This window comes from Desulfurobacterium atlanticum (genome assembly GCF_900188395.1).
GTDB classification, from domain to species: domain Bacteria; phylum Aquificota; class Aquificia; order Desulfurobacteriales; family Desulfurobacteriaceae; genus Desulfurobacterium_A; species Desulfurobacterium_A atlanticum.
Genome location: NZ_FZOB01000001.1, coordinates 199,051 through 215,150, shown reverse-complemented (window position 1 = coordinate 215,150; position 16,100 = coordinate 199,051). Strand labels below are relative to the sequence as shown.

General features: G+C 36.5%; 15 protein-coding genes. 10 read left to right on the top strand and 5 right to left on the bottom strand.

Going from position 1 to position 16,100, the window contains the following annotated elements:
* Window positions 1–110: 110 nt before the first annotated feature.
* The 7 genes from CHB58_RS01115 to CHB58_RS01085 are packed head-to-tail and all read left to right on the top strand — an operon-like array spanning window position 111 to window position 4,419.
* Complete coding sequence (locus CHB58_RS01115; protein ID WP_245807305.1) at window positions 111–1,076, top strand: KpsF/GutQ family sugar-phosphate isomerase; 966 nt, start codon at window positions 111–113, stop codon at window positions 1,074–1,076.
* Window positions 1,076–1,543 carry a KdsC family phosphatase gene (locus CHB58_RS01110; RefSeq protein WP_089322252.1) on the top strand — a complete coding sequence of 156 codons (468 nt, stop codon included), beginning with the start codon at window positions 1,076–1,078 and terminating at the stop codon, window positions 1,541–1,543. The genes CHB58_RS01115 and CHB58_RS01110 overlap by 1 nt, the downstream gene beginning before the upstream one ends.
* Entirely contained in the window at window positions 1,540–2,085 is a 546-nt protein-coding gene (gene lptC / locus CHB58_RS01105) for an LPS export ABC transporter periplasmic protein LptC (protein WP_089322251.1), read from the top strand. The genes CHB58_RS01110 and lptC overlap by 4 nt, the downstream gene beginning before the upstream one ends.
* Window positions 2,082–2,555, top strand: a complete 474-nt coding sequence (gene lptA / locus CHB58_RS01100; RefSeq protein WP_089322250.1) for a lipopolysaccharide transport periplasmic protein LptA — start codon at window positions 2,082–2,084, stop codon at window positions 2,553–2,555. Before lptC ends, lptA begins: the two co-directional genes overlap by 4 nt.
* Window positions 2,552–3,289, top strand: a complete 738-nt coding sequence (gene lptB / locus CHB58_RS01095; RefSeq protein ID WP_089322249.1) for an LPS export ABC transporter ATP-binding protein — start codon at window positions 2,552–2,554, stop codon at window positions 3,287–3,289. Before lptA ends, lptB begins: the two co-directional genes overlap by 4 nt.
* Window positions 3,290–3,301: 12 nt before the next feature.
* Complete coding sequence (locus CHB58_RS01090) at window positions 3,302–4,192, top strand: AEC family transporter (protein WP_089322248.1); 891 nt, start codon at window positions 3,302–3,304, stop codon at window positions 4,190–4,192.
* Window positions 4,193–4,200: 8 nt separating this feature from the next.
* Window positions 4,201–4,419: a CBU_0592 family membrane protein gene (locus tag CHB58_RS01085; RefSeq protein WP_089322247.1), complete on the top strand. Its 219-nt coding sequence runs from the start codon at window positions 4,201–4,203 to the stop codon at window positions 4,417–4,419.
* On the opposite strand, the gene CHB58_RS01080 is transcribed toward CHB58_RS01085, so the two are convergent.
* On the bottom strand, window positions 4,400–7,498 hold the full coding sequence (locus CHB58_RS01080; RefSeq protein ID WP_089322246.1) for a BadF/BadG/BcrA/BcrD ATPase family protein: 3,099 nt from the start codon (window positions 7,496–7,498) through the stop codon (window positions 4,400–4,402). The genes CHB58_RS01085 and CHB58_RS01080 overlap by 20 nt on opposite strands.
* 105 nt (window positions 7,499–7,603) lie before the next feature.
* Here CHB58_RS01080 and CHB58_RS01075 point away from each other — a divergent pair, with 105 nt between their 5' ends.
* Window positions 7,604–8,794 (top strand): peptidase U32 family protein, encoded by a 1,191-nt coding sequence (locus CHB58_RS01075; RefSeq protein ID WP_245807304.1) that lies wholly within the window; start codon window positions 7,604–7,606, stop codon window positions 8,792–8,794.
* Here the strand turns inward: CHB58_RS01075 and CHB58_RS01070 are convergent.
* The 4 genes from CHB58_RS01070 to CHB58_RS01055 form a co-directional block, all read right to left on the bottom strand.
* Window positions 8,787–10,004, bottom strand: coding sequence for a type II secretion system F family protein (locus CHB58_RS01070; RefSeq protein ID WP_089322245.1), 1,218 nt, complete (start codon window positions 10,002–10,004; stop codon window positions 8,787–8,789). The genes CHB58_RS01075 and CHB58_RS01070 overlap by 8 nt on opposite strands.
* Window positions 10,005–10,021: 17 nt before the next feature.
* Window positions 10,022–11,095, bottom strand: coding sequence for a type IV pilus twitching motility protein PilT (locus tag CHB58_RS01065; protein WP_089322244.1), 1,074 nt, complete (start codon window positions 11,093–11,095; stop codon window positions 10,022–10,024).
* A gap of 84 nt (window positions 11,096–11,179) precedes the next feature.
* Complete coding sequence (locus CHB58_RS01060; protein WP_180706385.1) at window positions 11,180–12,007, bottom strand: sulfite exporter TauE/SafE family protein; 828 nt, start codon at window positions 12,005–12,007, stop codon at window positions 11,180–11,182.
* 109 nt (window positions 12,008–12,116) lie between these two features.
* A complete protein-coding gene (locus CHB58_RS01055) occupies window positions 12,117–13,316 on the bottom strand; it encodes a methionine adenosyltransferase (protein ID WP_089322242.1) in 1,200 nt (399 codons plus the stop codon).
* 99 nt (window positions 13,317–13,415) lie between these two features.
* Between CHB58_RS01055 and glmS the strand changes: the two genes are divergently transcribed.
* Together glmS and purU are read left to right on the top strand one after the other, a co-directional pair.
* Window positions 13,416–15,233, top strand: a complete 1,818-nt coding sequence (gene glmS, locus CHB58_RS01050; RefSeq protein ID WP_089322241.1) for a glutamine--fructose-6-phosphate transaminase (isomerizing) — start codon at window positions 13,416–13,418, stop codon at window positions 15,231–15,233.
* 12 nt (window positions 15,234–15,245) lie between these two features.
* Window positions 15,246–16,100 (top strand): formyltetrahydrofolate deformylase, encoded by an 855-nt coding sequence (gene purU, locus CHB58_RS01045; protein ID WP_089322240.1) that lies wholly within the window; start codon window positions 15,246–15,248, stop codon window positions 16,098–16,100.

Sequence of the window (16,100 nt, the reverse complement as noted above, 5' to 3'; positions counted from 1 at the left end):
CATCATAAAATTTCTATTGTAAAATTAGGCTGCAGATTGAAGATAAGCAGACTGACAAAGCTAAACAAAGAACTACTTTTAAATTATACCTTAAATTCAAGGAGTATTAAGTGGAAAATAGAAAAAGAAGAATAGTTGAAACAGCGAAAAAGGTGCTTGAAGAAGAAGGAAAAGCAATAATATCCCTTAAAGAGAAAATAGGTGAGAACTTTTCAAAAGCAGTAAACTTACTTTTAACTACCAGGGGGAGAGTTGTATTAACAGGTATGGGTAAATCTGGACTTATATGTAAAAAAATAGCAGCAACACTCTCAAGCACAGGGACACCAGCATTCTTTCTTCATCCAGCAGATGCAATTCACGGAGACCTTGGAATGCTAAAAGGTGATGATACGGTAATAGCCATTTCAAATAGCGGAGAAACTAAAGAGGTTTTAAATATCATTCCAGTAATCAAAAGTTTTGGAATTCCTATAATAGCAATAACAAATGACCCAACATCATCACTTGCAAAGCTTGCTGATATTTCTCTTTATCTTGGAATTGAAAGGGAAGCATGTCCACTCGGTCTTGCTCCAATGACAACAACAACAGCCACCCTTGCGCTTGGAGATGCAATTGCAGCAGCTTTAATGGTTGAAAAAGGCTTTAAAAGTGAAGATTTTGCCAGATACCACCCTGGCGGCAAACTGGGCATAAGACTTTCAAAGGTAAAAGAACTTATGAGAAAGGGAGAAGATGTTCCTGTAGTATCTCCTGAAACATCAATAAAAGATGCCATATATGAGATATCCTCCAAAAAAGTGGGAGCAACACTTGTAGTGGAAAACGGAAAACTTGTAGGTATATTGACAGATGGCGATTTAAGAAGATTTTTTGAAAAGGACGGAAACATTAAAGCTCCTGTAAGAGATGCTATGACCATATCGCCAAAAACTATTGAAGAGGAGGAGTTTGCAGAAAAAGCGATAGAAAAGATGGAAAAGTATAAAATAACAGTTCTACCAGTAGTGGACCAGAAAGGAAATCTTAAAGGAATAATTCACCTTCACGATATTTTAGGCAGGAGGTTTTAATGGATATTAAGCTTATAGTTCTTGATGTTGATGGTGTAATGACCGATGGTTCTATATATTACGATAGTGAAGGCAGAGAGTATAAAAGATTCAACGTAAAAGACGGATTTGCAATAAAATACGCCATACAAAAAAGCATAACTTTTGCTGTAATAACAGGACGTATCTCCTCAATGGTTGAAAAAAGATGCGGCGAATTGGGAATAAATTATGTGTTTCAAAATGTAGAAGACAAAGTAAAAGTGTGCGATGAACTGGTAGAAAAGTTAGGAATAACCTACTATCAGGTTGCCTATATGGGCGATGACATTCCAGACCTCCCTCTTCTTAAAAAAGTTGGATTTTCAGGAGCACCAATAGACGCTGTAAGGAAAGTAAAAAAAGAAGTTGACTTTGTAAGCGTATATCCCGGTGGCAAAGGAGCAGTAAGAGAATTTATAGAGAGAATAATAGGTGAGATAGAGTGAGAGAAAAACTCTTTAAATTAGCCCTTTTGCTTCTGCTTATAGGCTTACTGCCCTTACTTTACTTCACTCTTAAAAGTGAACCTTACCCTAAAAAAGAGCTTAAAAGATATAAGGAACAAACTGTTGAGAAATTTACATTTACAGAACTATCAAAAAAAGGAGAAAAATGGACATTAAAATCTCCAAAAGCTTCTTTTAAAGGAAAAGATGTGGTAATTCTTGAAGATCCCATTTTTAAAATATTCTCAAGCAACTCTACAATATACGCAAAAAAAGCAACATACAATCAAAAAGAAAATATAACAATTTTAAAAAACATAAAACTTGAAAGTAGAGACTTTATAGCTAAAACCACAGAAGGCATTTTCAACGGAAAAACAGAAATTTTCAAATCAATAACTCCATGTATTATAGATTTTAAAAACGGCTACACTATAAAAGGCAATCAGTGCCTTATAAATTTAAGAAACGGAAAAGTTATAATTAAGCAAGGGGTTTCAACAGTAATTGGAGAAGCATTTAAAGAAGGAGAGAAAAGATGAAAAAACTGATAATACTTTTTATCACTGCCGTTTCATTGACACTTAATGTTTACGGAAAAACAGCTAAAAATGAAAATTTCCCGCTTATTGTTGAAGCAAGACAGCTTACCTACGACAAAAATAAACAGATAGCCACATACATCGGGAACGTTATTGTTGAGAAAGGCGACCTGACAATAAAAGGAGACAAACTATACCTTTACTTTGATAAAACCGGAAAGGTTGTTGAAAAAGCGGTAATGGTTGGTAATGTTACATTTAGATGGAAGCAGGGAAGTGGTAAATGCGATGAACTTGAATACTTTCCTGGACAGGAAAAAGTGATACTGAAAGGAAACGCCCAGTTAAAACAGGGAAAAAATGTGATCATAGGAGATAGAATCGTAGCATTTAGAAACGGAAATGTAACAGTTGAAGGGATAAAACAGAAGGTCAAAACCATAATCTATCCAGAGGAAACAGAAAAATGAACACTTCTGACCTGAATGTGCTTTCAGCAGTTAACCTTAAAAAAGTTTACGGAAGTAGAACAGTTGTTGAAAATGTTTCTCTTAAAGTAAAAGAAGGAGAGGTTGTAGGCTTGCTTGGGCCAAACGGTGCAGGAAAAACAACCACTTTTTATTGCATAATCGGACTTGTAAAACCTGAAGATGGAAAAGTTTTCATCGGAGAGGAAGAGATAACAAACGATCCAACATACATCCGTGCAAGGAAAGGTTTATCATACCTTCCACAGGAAGCTTCAATTTTCAGAAAGCTTACTGTTGAAGAGAATCTTATTGCCGTAATGGAGATGCACAACTACCCAAAAAGAGAGATAGAGAAAACAACAGAAACACTGCTTGAAGAGTTTGGAATAAAACATTTAAGAAAAAATCGGGCAGATACCCTTTCAGGAGGAGAAAGAAGAAGGCTTGAAATAGCAAGAGCTTTAACAATAAAGCCGAAATTTCTTCTTCTTGATGAACCATTTGCAGGAGTCGATCCCATAGCTGTTGCAGATATTCAAAATCTTATAAAAGAGTTGAAAAAAAGAGACATCGGTATTTTAATAACAGACCATAATGTAAGAGAAACTCTGAGAATTATAGATAGAGCTTACATTATAAGCCATGGAAAAGTGCTTGCAGAAGGAACACCTGAAGAGATAATATCTTCAGAGAAAGTCAAGAAAGTTTACCTTGGAGAACATTTTGTTTTATAAAAAAGGAATTTCATGGAAACAATAATACTGAATGTTATTTTCCCTATATACATACTAATAGCTCTCGGGTTTATTGCGGGAAAAGCCAAAAAAAGACTTGATACAGAAGGAATAACTTTTATTGTTCTCTACTTCCTCGCTCCTGCTCTTGTCTTTTCTTCTTTCAGGAAACTTCACATAACAGTAGAAAGTTTTACATATATAGCTATCAATGGAACAGTAACTATAGGTAGTATCTGGTTCATAGCTTTCCTGTTTGCAAAAATTTTCTATAAAAGGCGTATCCCTGCTTTTGAACTTTCGTCCTCAATAATGAATATCGGATATCTTGGACTTCCGCTTATTTATGTTCTTTTTGGAGAAAACGCTCTCGGATATGCGGTTACATACATGGTGCTTGTAACAATAATACATTTTACAATAGCAGTTGTAGCTCTCAATCCTGACAGCTTAAAAGATGGAATAGTTGAAACTTTAAAAATCCCGCTCATTTATGCAGTAATTTTTTCCTTCTTTTTTAAAAACATACCTTTACCAGACGGTATGGAAAAGATGTTAAAACTAATGGGAGATTCAACTATGCCGCTAATGCTTATAACAATAGGCATAAAACTTTCCAGCATAAAGATGGAAAATCTGCATACAGGCATTTCAGGTGCTTTACTAAGGCTTATAGGAGGAACCTTTATTTCATTTTTAACAGTTAAAACATTTTCCTGCCCTGAACTACTTAAAAAAACAATCTTTGTCCAATCAACGCTGCCATCAGCAATTTTAAATTTCGTCCTTTGCGATAGATTTAAACAGGACCCTGACATAAGTGCGTCAATTATATTTTTTTCAACGCTTATCTCACCTGTATGGCTTTTTATAGTTGTAAAATTCCTGCTTCCTTTAATATGAGAGGTGAAATGGTTGAACTTATCGGCTGGCTTGGATGTTTTCTACTGCTTTTAGCCTATCTTTTCCTTTACTTAAAGAGATTCAGATTATTTTTATGGTTTAACCTGTTTGCTTCCTTTACATTAACCGTTTACAGCATTCTCCTAAAAAGTCTTCCCTTTGCAATTGTTAACGGCTTTATAACCATAGTTGTATTGAAAAAAATTGTTACCGGCGAGAAGAGTTAAGCAGATTCTTTTCATACTGCCTGAGAAAGTAATCTATCGTCTCAACCCTTATCTTTATGGCACCTGAAGGTTTATTCTCATCGATTTCATGGAAGGTAAAATACGGAGTTCCACTTTCCTCCATAATCTTTTCAATCAATCTGTATGTTGGGGCATCTGGACCACACCTGAAACTTGAAAAGTCAAGAACCGCCATGTTTGGACAGGATGCTGCATAAAGTGCAGCCCAGAGTTTTCTGTTGGTATTCTCACTATAAGATTTCTTATAAACAGAAGATAAAGAGATATTTCTGTTTTCAGGAAGTGAATCAACTGAAATAATGGGATAACCTTTCTTTTGAAGTTCTCCTGTAATCCCGTGATTTATTCCCGGGTCATTGTGGTAAGGCCTTCCAAGGGCAAGAATTACAATCTTACCTTCCTGCTCAGCTCTGTCCAAAATCTCTTTCCCCATACTTTTTAAAGTGTTGTAATATTTATTAAGTGCCAACAACCCTCCCCTTACAGCTTTACTGTTCTCCTCTTTTGATATTCCAAACTCTCTAAATGTTTCAAACATTTCAAACTCAAGGTAATCCAGATCGTGAAAATGGATAATCGGAGAAACAAACTTTATACCTTTTTCGGCAAAAACATTCCTCTCTTTTGTCAATGCAGCTTTAACAACCATAGGAGTTCCAGAGACAGTAGGACACGCCTTTGAATCTTCAGAATCTGGTATCATTTTTTGAAGGGTTAAGATTTTCGGGAAAAATATAATATCTGGCTTTTTTCTTATAAGATTAACAACATGGGCAAGAGCTATTTTACTCGGAAAACAGGGGTCTATGGCTCCGCCTACAAGGTCCTTTTTAATCATCTCTTCGGTAGTATACGGAGAGAAAATTACTTTTGCCCCGAGAGATTTAAAGTAACCGTAAAAGAAGGGAGCAATAGAGTAGAAGTTTAAAACCCTTGGCATTCCAACGGTTATTCCGCTTAACTTATTTGAAATCAAATCTACCGTTGGTTCTTTAAAACAAAGCTGTGCCGAAATTTCCTGCATATTGGGATACTTGTTCTTTATCTCCTTCAACTCATTGATTTTCTCTTTCAGTTCATCAATCGTCTCAACACTTCCCTTTTCGCAGGGTGCTATGATGTAAAGCTTATTTTTAAAGTAAATAAACGTTCTTACACATCTATTAGAACAGAACGTGCAACGGGTAGATTCATCACTTTTAACATCTATCTCCATATTTTCTACAACATCAAAGCCGGGAAATACCGTTTTTTCTGTCTTCATGGCTTCTACAGCAGCCCCGAAAGCTCCGGCTTCCCCTGTCAAAGGATGAACAAAAATCTCAGCATCAGGAACCCGCTCTTTTATAAAATCATACTGGGCTTTTACAGCTGCAAGGTTTCTCTGGGTTCCTCCCTGTAAAAGGAATCTCTTTCCGAATTTTCTTAAGTTCGGCTCCTGAACCACATAAAGCCAGATATTTTTGGGTAAAACCTTTGCAAGTCCTGCCATTATCTCGTGCGGCTCCCAGCCAAGACGCTGGAAATCAACAATATCCTGCTCAAGGAAAACAGCACATCCAAAATTAAAATCAGGAACATACTTTGCCCTGAAAGCCACATCTGCATACTCTTCAACCGAAAATCCAAACCTTTCAGCAGTTGTCTGAAGAAAATATCCGTTACCTGCTGAACACTGAGTATTTAATTTAAAATCTTTTACAGTGTTGTTTGACATAAAAATCACCTTTATATCCTGACCACCTACATCAACAATCACATCTATATCATTAAAGAAGGAAAGAGCAGAAATGGTATGTGCTACCGTCTCAACCACAGCCACATCAGCACTTACAATCTCTTTAATCATCTCTTTGGCATATCCAGTAACACCCACACCCCTAACAGAAACTTCAATTCCCTTCTTTTTTAACCTTTCCCTTATCTCTTTAAAAAGTCTCTTAACATCTGTTATAGGATTTCCAGAAGAGAGGGTATAAGCCTTTTCCACAACCCTTTTTTCTTTATCTATCAGGACAACTTTTGTTGACGTGGAACCACCGTCTATCCCTATAAAAACATCTATTTTTTCAGATGAAAAAGAAGTATATTCAACCGAGCGAGAACTAAACCGAAAAACTTCCTTTTTAAACTCTTCAAGTTCCTCTTTATTCTTTAAAAGTCCTACAACTCCTGTCTTTCTCTTCAGTTCATCCTCACCCTTTGAAAGAAAAGACAAAAGAGACTCTGTTCCATTATAAATACATGGTTCTTTTAATCCGTAAATTGCCGCTCCAAGGGCTGCAAAAATCTGGGAATTTTCAGGAATAACAACACTTTTTTCAGAATAGGGTATAGATTTTTCTTTCCAGAGATTTTCTATATGGTATCTCCATGCTTCCTGCAGTCCTTTAAAAAATGTATTTGGACCACCAAGAAGCAAAACCTTTGGAGCAACTGTGTATCCCCTTGTTAGGACGGTTAAATTCTGTAACACAATGGCATCAAAAAGGGAAATAAGTAAAGAATCCGGCTCAACTCCACACTTCTGCAATCCTGTTATATCCGTTTCAGCAAAAACACCGCACTTTGCAGCAACGGGATAAACCTTTGAAGGGTCATATTTAACATCAACAGCCTTTTTTACAGGTATTTTTAACTTTGAAACAATTCTATCTATCGTTGCACCGGTTCCGCCAGCACACTTATCGTTCATAGTTGTAATCTTTCTTTTTTTTCCTTTTACCTCCTGCCAGAAAATCATTTTGGCATCCTGACCGCCAAGCTCAATAACGGTTCTGGTATCAGCTTCATAATGCTCAACTGCTATACTAACAGCGTTAACTTCCTGAATGAATTTCACATCCAGAATGTTTGAAAAAATAGTAGCACCGCTTCCTGTCATAAAAAGAGAAAACTTCTTACCAAACCGTTTCTCTATTTCAAAAAGAAGATTTAAAAGTTTTTCTCCCTGTTTTGCTTCATGCCTCTCATAACTTTTGAACAGAATTTTTCCGTTCTCATCTATAACCACACACTTAATTGTTGTTGAACCTATATCTATACCGACTGAATACATATAAACTCCTGCAAGAAAAAGCTTTTATAAAAAGTTAAGAGGTTTATTGAATAATGGCAACAAATGTCTATGTTTAATACTGCAACACAAACATCAGGAGTAGAGATGGAACTTTTATCGCCAGCCGGAACACTTGAGAAGCTGAGAGTTGCAGTAGATTATGGAGCTGATGCAGTTTATCTTGGAGTAAAAAAGTTAAGTTTACGAGAAAGAGCAGGAAATTTCACTATAGAGGAGCTTGAAGAGGGAATAAACTACGCCCGCAAAAAAGGAGTGAAAGTTTATGTAACACTTAACGCATTTTTAAAAAACAAGGACCTGGAAGAATTTAAAACAGCTATAAAAGAGATAACTCCCCTTAAACCTGACGCATTTATCGTATCTGATATCGGCGGTTTATCAATTGCTGCTGAAAATTCAAACATTCCAATTCACATAAGCACGCAGGCAAATGTAACAAATTATGAAGCTGTAAAAGTTTATAAATCTTTAGGAGCTTCAAGAATCGTCCTTGCAAGAGAACTATCTATTGAAGAGATAAGAGAGATAAAGGAAAAGCTTCCTGAAATGGAAATTGAAGTGTTTGTTCATGGAGCTCTCTGTATGGCGTATTCAGGAAGATGCCTTCTATCAAATTATCTCTCCCATAGAGATTCCAACAAAGGTGCATGCTCCCAGAGCTGCAGGTGGAAATATTATGTAATGGAAGAGAAAAGAGAAGGAGAACTTTACCAGATAGAAGAGGATAGCCACGGAACTTACATCTTTAACTCCAAAGACCTGTGTGCTCTTCCACTTCTTGATAAGCTATATGATGCAGGTGTTGATTCTGTAAAAATTGAAGGAAGGGTAAAAAGCTCCTATTACGTGGCTGTAACAACGGCCATTTACAGGCAGGCAATAAACCTGATAAAAGAAGGAAAAAGAGAAAAATTTAAAGAGAAAATAGGAGAATTTGTAAAAGAGCTTGAAAAAGTAAGCCACAGACCCTACACTACAGGATTTTTAACAGAAGAGAAAGAATTGCAACATTTTGAAACAAGCTCCTACATAAGAAATTACAGGTTTCTTGGAATTTACAAAGACGGAATATGGCAGATACGAAACAAAATAAAAACAGGAGCAAAAGTTGAACTTTTCTTTAAGGAAGGTTTTTCAAAAAAAACTGAAATAGTCACTATAAGCAAGGATGAATCAAAGATAGAAGAAGCACATCCGAACTTTAAAGTTCAAATTGAATTTAAGAACAAAATAACCATACCAGAGCTAACTATATTAAGAGAAAGAGTTACTTAACAAGATCTCCCATCTTGAATATCGGTAGATACATAGCAATAATAATAAAACCTATAACCCCACCTATCAAAACCATCATCATCGGTTCTATAAGAGAGGTAAGACCATCAACCATTGTATCCACTTCTTCCTCATAAAACTCCGCAACTTTAGCAAGCATCTCATCAAGATTACCTGCATCCTCTCCAATTGCAACCATATTTATAAGCATCGGAGGGAATATCTTACTCCTTGAAAGAGCAACGGCAAGGCTTATACCTCTTTCCACCTGATTTTTAACCTTAAGTATCTCTTCCTGAATTATCTTGTTATTTGATGTTTCTGCTGCAATCTCAAGAGCTTTTAAAATATTTATACCACTTGAAATCATAGAAGAAAGTGTCCTTGCAAAATTTGCTATTGAGCTTTTCAGAATAAGTTCTCCAAAGACAGGAACCTTAAGCATTACCATATCAAAATAATACTTAAACTTCGGAATTTTCAGAAGACGCTTAAACACAAAGATAAAAACGACAATTCCACCTATCATCCAACCTATATAATCCCTTAAAAAATCACTGAGCTTTATAACCATCTGGGTAAGGGCAGGAAGCTGCCCACCAAGGTCGGCATATATATTTTGAAATGTTGGTATAACAAAAATCAAAATACCTGAAACAATAATTCCGGCAATAATAAGAACAAATGTTGGGTAAAACATTGCACTTTTTACTTTTGCCCTTAAATGCTCGATTTTTTCAAGGTATTCTGCAAGTCTTTTAAGAGTAGAATCAAGAGTACCAGCTTCCTCTGCCGCTTTTATCATACTGACATAAAGATCACTGAAAACATCTTTGTGCTTTGCAAGGGCAGCGGAAAATCTTCCTCCCTCCTCAACCTGTTTTGCTATGTCTTTAATCACCTCTTTCAATTTCCTGTTTGATACCTGCTGCTCAAGAGCCCTCAAAGCACTTACAAGAGGAATACCTGCATTTATCATTGAGTAAAGCTGACGGGTAAAAATAACAATATCTTTTAACTTAACTTTATCAAGAAAAGATAAATTTATCTCCATATTTAAGCCGGAGGAAGATTCCTCTTTAATACTTTCAATAACCACAACACCTTTCGCTCTTATGAGATTTTTTGCAACATCTATGTTATCTGCAGTAACCTTCCCCTTTTTAACCTTACCTAAAATCGTTTTTCCTTTATAAACAAACGTTGGCATAAGCTAATCTCCCCAAATCACCGACCATAAGTTTTTATTAACGTTTCAAGCTCTTTCGGTTCAGGTGAAACACTCTTTGCCGTTTCAATATCTATCACACCGGCAAGGTAAAGCCTTGCAAGACTTTGATTCATTGTAACCATACCTGTTTCCGCCTGACCTGTCTGCATTAAAGAGTATATCTGATGCAATTTATTTTCTCTTATCAGATTTCTAATTGCAGGTGTTGGTATAAAAACTTCTGCTGCTGCAACTCTTCCTTTACCATCTTTTCTTTTTAAAAGTTTCTGGGCAACAATGCCTTGAAGTGAAAATGAAAGCTGAGTTCTGATTTGAGACTGCTTATCAGCAGGGAAAACATCAACTATACGGTTAATGGTTTCTATCGCAGAGTTGGTGTGAAGTGTTCCGAAAACAAGGTGACCTGTCTCAGCAGCTGTTAAAGCTGCAGCTATGGTTTCCATATCCCTCATCTCACCAACAAGAATAACATCAGGGTCTTCCCTTAACGCAGAACGAAGAGCATTGGCAAATGACTTGGTATCACTTCCAAGTTCCCTTTGATTAACAAGAGATTTTTTATGTTCATATACAAACTCAACCGGATCTTCTATGGTGATTATATGGTAAGGATAGGTTTCATTTATTATATTGATAAGAGCTGCCAGAGTTGTAGATTTACCTGAACCGGTAGGACCAGTTACAAGAACAAGTCCCTGGTCAAGGCTGGCAAAGCTTTTTACGACTTCTGGAAGTCCAAGCTTTTCAAAAGGCGGTATTTCATAAGGAATAAGCCTGAAAACTCCTGCAAGTGTTGTTCTCTGATAGAAAGCGTTTCCCCTGAACCTTGCAAGATTCTCTATTCCAAAAGAGAAGTCAAGCTCAAGATCTTCCTCAAGTCTCTTTTTCTGCATATCGGTTAAAACATTATATATCAACCTTTTAGTGTCACTTGGAGTTAAAACTTCCGCCCCCTCTATAGGTGTAAGATCCCCGCTTACTCTTATTCTCGGAGGACTACCAGGAGATATATGAAGGTCTGATCCACCTCTATCAACAAGCTCTTTCAAATACTCAACTATAGATGCCATTCAATTTCCCCTTAAACATTACACCGGATTAATCGTTAAATTATCCTAATTTTACTCAAATTATAACACAAAAATTCACTCTAATTACTTTAAAAATCCACCAACAAGTTTAAGTATAACTTCAAAGGCAACAAAAATTAAAAAAACAGCAAACCACTTTCTTAACTTTTCTGAATTAACCCTGTGCATCAATCTTACACCAATTCTTGTGCCGATATAAAGAGAAGGAACCATAAATATTAGAACAGGGATATAAACATACCCAAAAAAGTAAGGAAAATTAACTTTATTTAAACCGTAATAAATGTAGTTTAAAACAGAAAAGAATGAGTTGAAAAATACTATTCCTGTTGATGTTGCCATAGCAACTTTTATAGGAACATCTGCAAAGGAATAAAGCATAGGAGTTACCAGCGAACCACCACCTATTCCAAGTAAACCCGCTATAAAACCGGAAGCAAAACCTGTTAACAAAACTTTCCTTTTATTAATTTTCTCTGTTTTTTCTCCCTTTTCCGGTTTTTTCAACATCTTTAACGACATAAAGATAAGGAAAATAGCAAAAAGCAGTTTTGTCATCTCTGGAGAGAGAAGTCTTGCAGTAATAGCACTTCCTATAAAAACTCCAGGAACAGCACCTATAAGCAGATTAAAAAAGATATCTTTCTTTAAATAACCCTTTTTAATGTGCTGCCATGCAGATGTTGAAGAAGTAACTGTCATACATGCTAACGATGTGGCTACAGCAGCCTTGGGAACTATCTTTTCGGGAATCCCTATAAAAGGAAAAATAAACCAGAAAGTCGGGATAAGTAACAATCCTCCGCCTTTTCCAAGAAGCCCGGAAAGGAATCCTATAAAGAAACCTGAAACAAAAAGAACAATTCCGGCTTCAAGAAGATGAGATAACACTAAACCGCCTCCATGTATTTAAAAACTTAATACGATTATAAAACAAAAAATCAAAACAAAAAAACCCGGGAAAATTCCCGGGCTTTAAATGAAATTTCAACCAAACTCATCAATAAACAACTATCTCTCCATCAACAAGTCTTTTCCAGATATTCCCAATATTTGAAAGGTGCTCTCTGGCTATCGGTTCTATCTTATCTTTATAAGCTTCAACTTTGCCATCCTCTGTCCTTATTTTCACATCAAGAGCAAGAGGCTCACTTATCGGCTTACCTATCTGGCTTACAATGTAGCAGTAAGCTTCTTTAACTTCCGGAATCTCCTTAACAACAGCTTCACAAATCTCCATGGCTGTAATATTGTAAAGTTTACCAACATGTGTTATCGGATTTTTGCCAGCAGCAGCTTCAAGACTCATCGGTCTATACGGAGTAATAAGTCCATTTACTCTGTTTCCTCTTCCAACTTCACCATCATCTCCGGCCTCTGCTGATGTTCCTGCAACAGTGATATAAACGTTTTCCCTCTTATCATCATCACCTGTGTTAACATGAATCAGAACTTCTCTGTTTGTATACTTTCTGGCAACCTCTTCAGCTATTTTTCTCACATTTTCCCTTTTCTCAATGTAATCGTTAATATCTTTAACAAATCTATCAACAAAAGCACAGGCTATCGTTACATCTATAACATCTCTCTTTCTTACACACATAACTTTTATATCTTCACCGATTTCAGGATATTTCTTCTTCATCTCTTTACTGTTCAATACCTTTTCAACATTAAAGGCGATATTTTCCACTTCATCAAACGGCGCAAAACCAACACCAAAAGAGGTATCGTTTGCAAGGGGAACACCAGTTTCAAGCTGTCTCATATAGATATCAACAAGATCAACAGAACCAGGCCTTACAAGGCAGTGAATTTTCACATCTTTTTCAGGGTCAAGAGCATGGATATTTTCCTTTAACCACTCTTTCGTCCCTTCAATAGCAAACTCCTCAACAGGAACCTTAATCCCTTTATACTCTTTTATAGCCCTACCAACAAGATAAATTTCTATAGGAGCTGTAATTTCCCCACCGCCAAACTTTGGACTTGCACTTCCACCAAGGAGTAAACCCTTATCAACATTGTGATGAAGAACGAAACCAAACTTCTCTTTATAAAACTTGCAAAGCTCTGCCGAAAGTTTCTCAGCAAGAGCATCACATATAGTATCAGGGTGGCCTATGCCTTTCCTCTCAACAATCTCAACACCAAGCTCATTAGCTGGCTGAAAATCAAGTGGAGTTACGTTTAGATTCATTTACCTTCCTCCTGCAAAAATTAGTGTTTTGACAAAGTTATTATGGTATATTTTTACCTTAAAAGAAAGAGTGAATAAATATTAAACAATGAGGCAACTATGTGTGGAATTGTTGGATATATCGGAAAAGATAACGCAAAATCCGTTGTAATAAATGGACTTTCAAGACTTGAATACAGAGGATACGACTCTGCAGGTATCGCATTTATAGATAGTGGAAAATTAAAGATATTTAAAAGAAGTGGAAAACTAAGAAATCTTGAAATAGAAGTAAACAGAGATCTATCCCTACCATCTGTGGCAATAGGACATACAAGATGGGCAACCCACGGAGAGCCAACAGATAAAAATGCACATCCTCACACAGACTGTACAGGAAAAATAGCTGTTGTTCACAACGGTATTATTGAGAACTTTGTTGAGCTTAAAAATATCCTAAAAGAAAAAGGACATGTTTTTAAATCGGACACCGACACAGAGGTAATAGCCCATCTGATTGAAGAGGAGATTGCACAAGGGAAAGACCTTTTAAAAGCGGTATTTAATACCTCCCAGAAGTTAAAAGGCTCCTATGCTATTGCTGTTATTTATGAAGGAGAACCTGAAAAAATAGTGTGCGCCAGAAAAGATAGTCCTCTCGTGATAGGAATTGGAGAAGATGAAAACTTCCTTGCTTCTGATGTTCCTGCATTTTTACAGTATACAAATAAAGTGATTTTCCTTGATGACGATGAGTTTGCAGTTATAGAAAGAGATAGGGTAACCGTTTACGATAAAAGTGGAGAAATCCTTAACAAAAACATAAAAACGATTCCATGGTCTATCGCTCAGGCGGAAAAGGCAGGGTATAAGCATTTTATGCTTAAAGAGATATATGAACAACCAAAAGGTATTTCAGACACAATTTCAGGGAAACTATCTCTAATAAAGGGAGAAGCAGAGCTTCCTTTTGATTTTAATAAAATCCAGATTGTGGCATGTGGAACATCCTACCACGCAGGGCTTATAGGTAAATTTTTCATAGAAACCTTATCAAAAATTCCCGTTTCAGTTGATTACGCATCAGAATTTAGATACAGAGACCCGCTGATAGACTCAAATACGGTTGTTGTCGCAATATCTCAATCTGGAGAAACAGCAGACACCCTTGCAGCTGTAAGACTTGCAAAGTTAAAAGGGGCAAAAGTTATAGCAATATGCAACGTTATCGGCTCAACACTTACAAGGGAAGCAGATTACACAATTTATACTTACGCAGGTCCTGAAATAAGTGTTGCTTCAACAAAAGCTTTTACAACGCAGCTTACAGCACTCTTTCTAACTGCACTTGAAATCGGAGTTATAAAAGGAACAGTAACCAAAGAAGAGGAGCAAAAATATATAGATGAACTTATAAAAATCCCATCAAAAATGGAAGATTTTCTTGAAACAGAAAAAAAGGAAAAGAGGATAAGGCAACTTGCACTTGAATTTTACATGGCAAAGGACGCACTGTTTCTCGGAAGATTCGTTAACTATCCTATAGCACTTGAAGGGGCATTAAAGCTTAAAGAAATATCCTACATACACGCCGAAGGATACCCGGCAGGTGAAATGAAACATGGCCCCATAGCATTAATAGATGAAAAGATGCCGGTCATCGTGATAGCACCAAAAGACAGAGTTTACGAAAAAATGGTATCAAACATAGAAGAGGTAAAGGCAAGAAAAGGAAGGGTTATTGCAGTAACAAACGCTGGATGTGGAGAGATAAGAAGATTAACAGATAGAATCATTGAAATCCCTGAAACAGATGAACTTCTGACTCCGTTTCTAACTGTCGTTCCTCTCCAGCTGTTTGCCTATTACATAGCAGATTTTCTCGGATATGATGTCGACCAGCCAAGAAATCTTGCAAAAAGCGTTACTGTGGAATAATCAGGAGGCTTCATGAAAGAAACTGCCACACTGCTGATCTCCTGCCCCGACAGGAAAGGAATATTATCTGAAATAACCGGATTTATCGCAAGAAACGATGGGAATATAATCCACGCAGACCAGCACATAGATTTTCAGAAGGAAATATTCTTTATGAGAATAGAGTGGTCTCTTGACGGCTTTAAAATCCCGAAAGAAAAGATAGCGACAGCTTTCTCTTTTATTGCCGATAAATTCTCAATGAAATGGGAACTAAAATTTAATACAGATATTCCAAGTGTAGCCATATTTGTTTCAAAATATGACCACTGCCTTTACGACCTTCTTTACCGTTTTAAAGCAAACGAAATGAAAGGAAACCTGAAACTTGTTATAAGCAACCACAAAGACCTTGAGAATGTTGTAAAAATGTACGGTATAGACTTTTACCACTTTCCAAAAACAAAAGAAACAAAAGAGAAGGTTGAAGAGGAAGAGTTAAAACTTTTAAAGGAAAATGATATTGACCTCATCGTTCTTGCCCGCTATATGCAGATTTTAACCCCTAAATTTGTAAAAGCTTATCCAAACAGAATAATAAACATACACCATTCGTTCCTTCCAGCATTTGTAGGAGCAAGACCTTACCACAGAGCCTACGAAAGGGGAGTCAAAATAATAGGAGCAACAAGCCACTATGTCACAGAAGACTTAGATCAGGGACCTATCATAGAACAGGATGTTGTAAGGGTAACCCATAGAGACACTATTGAAGGAATGATAAAGAAAGGGAGAGACCTTGAAAAGGTAGTCCTTGCAAAAGCTGTAAGACTTCACCTTGAGAATAAAATACTTGTATATGACAACAAAACGGTTATCTTTGAGTAG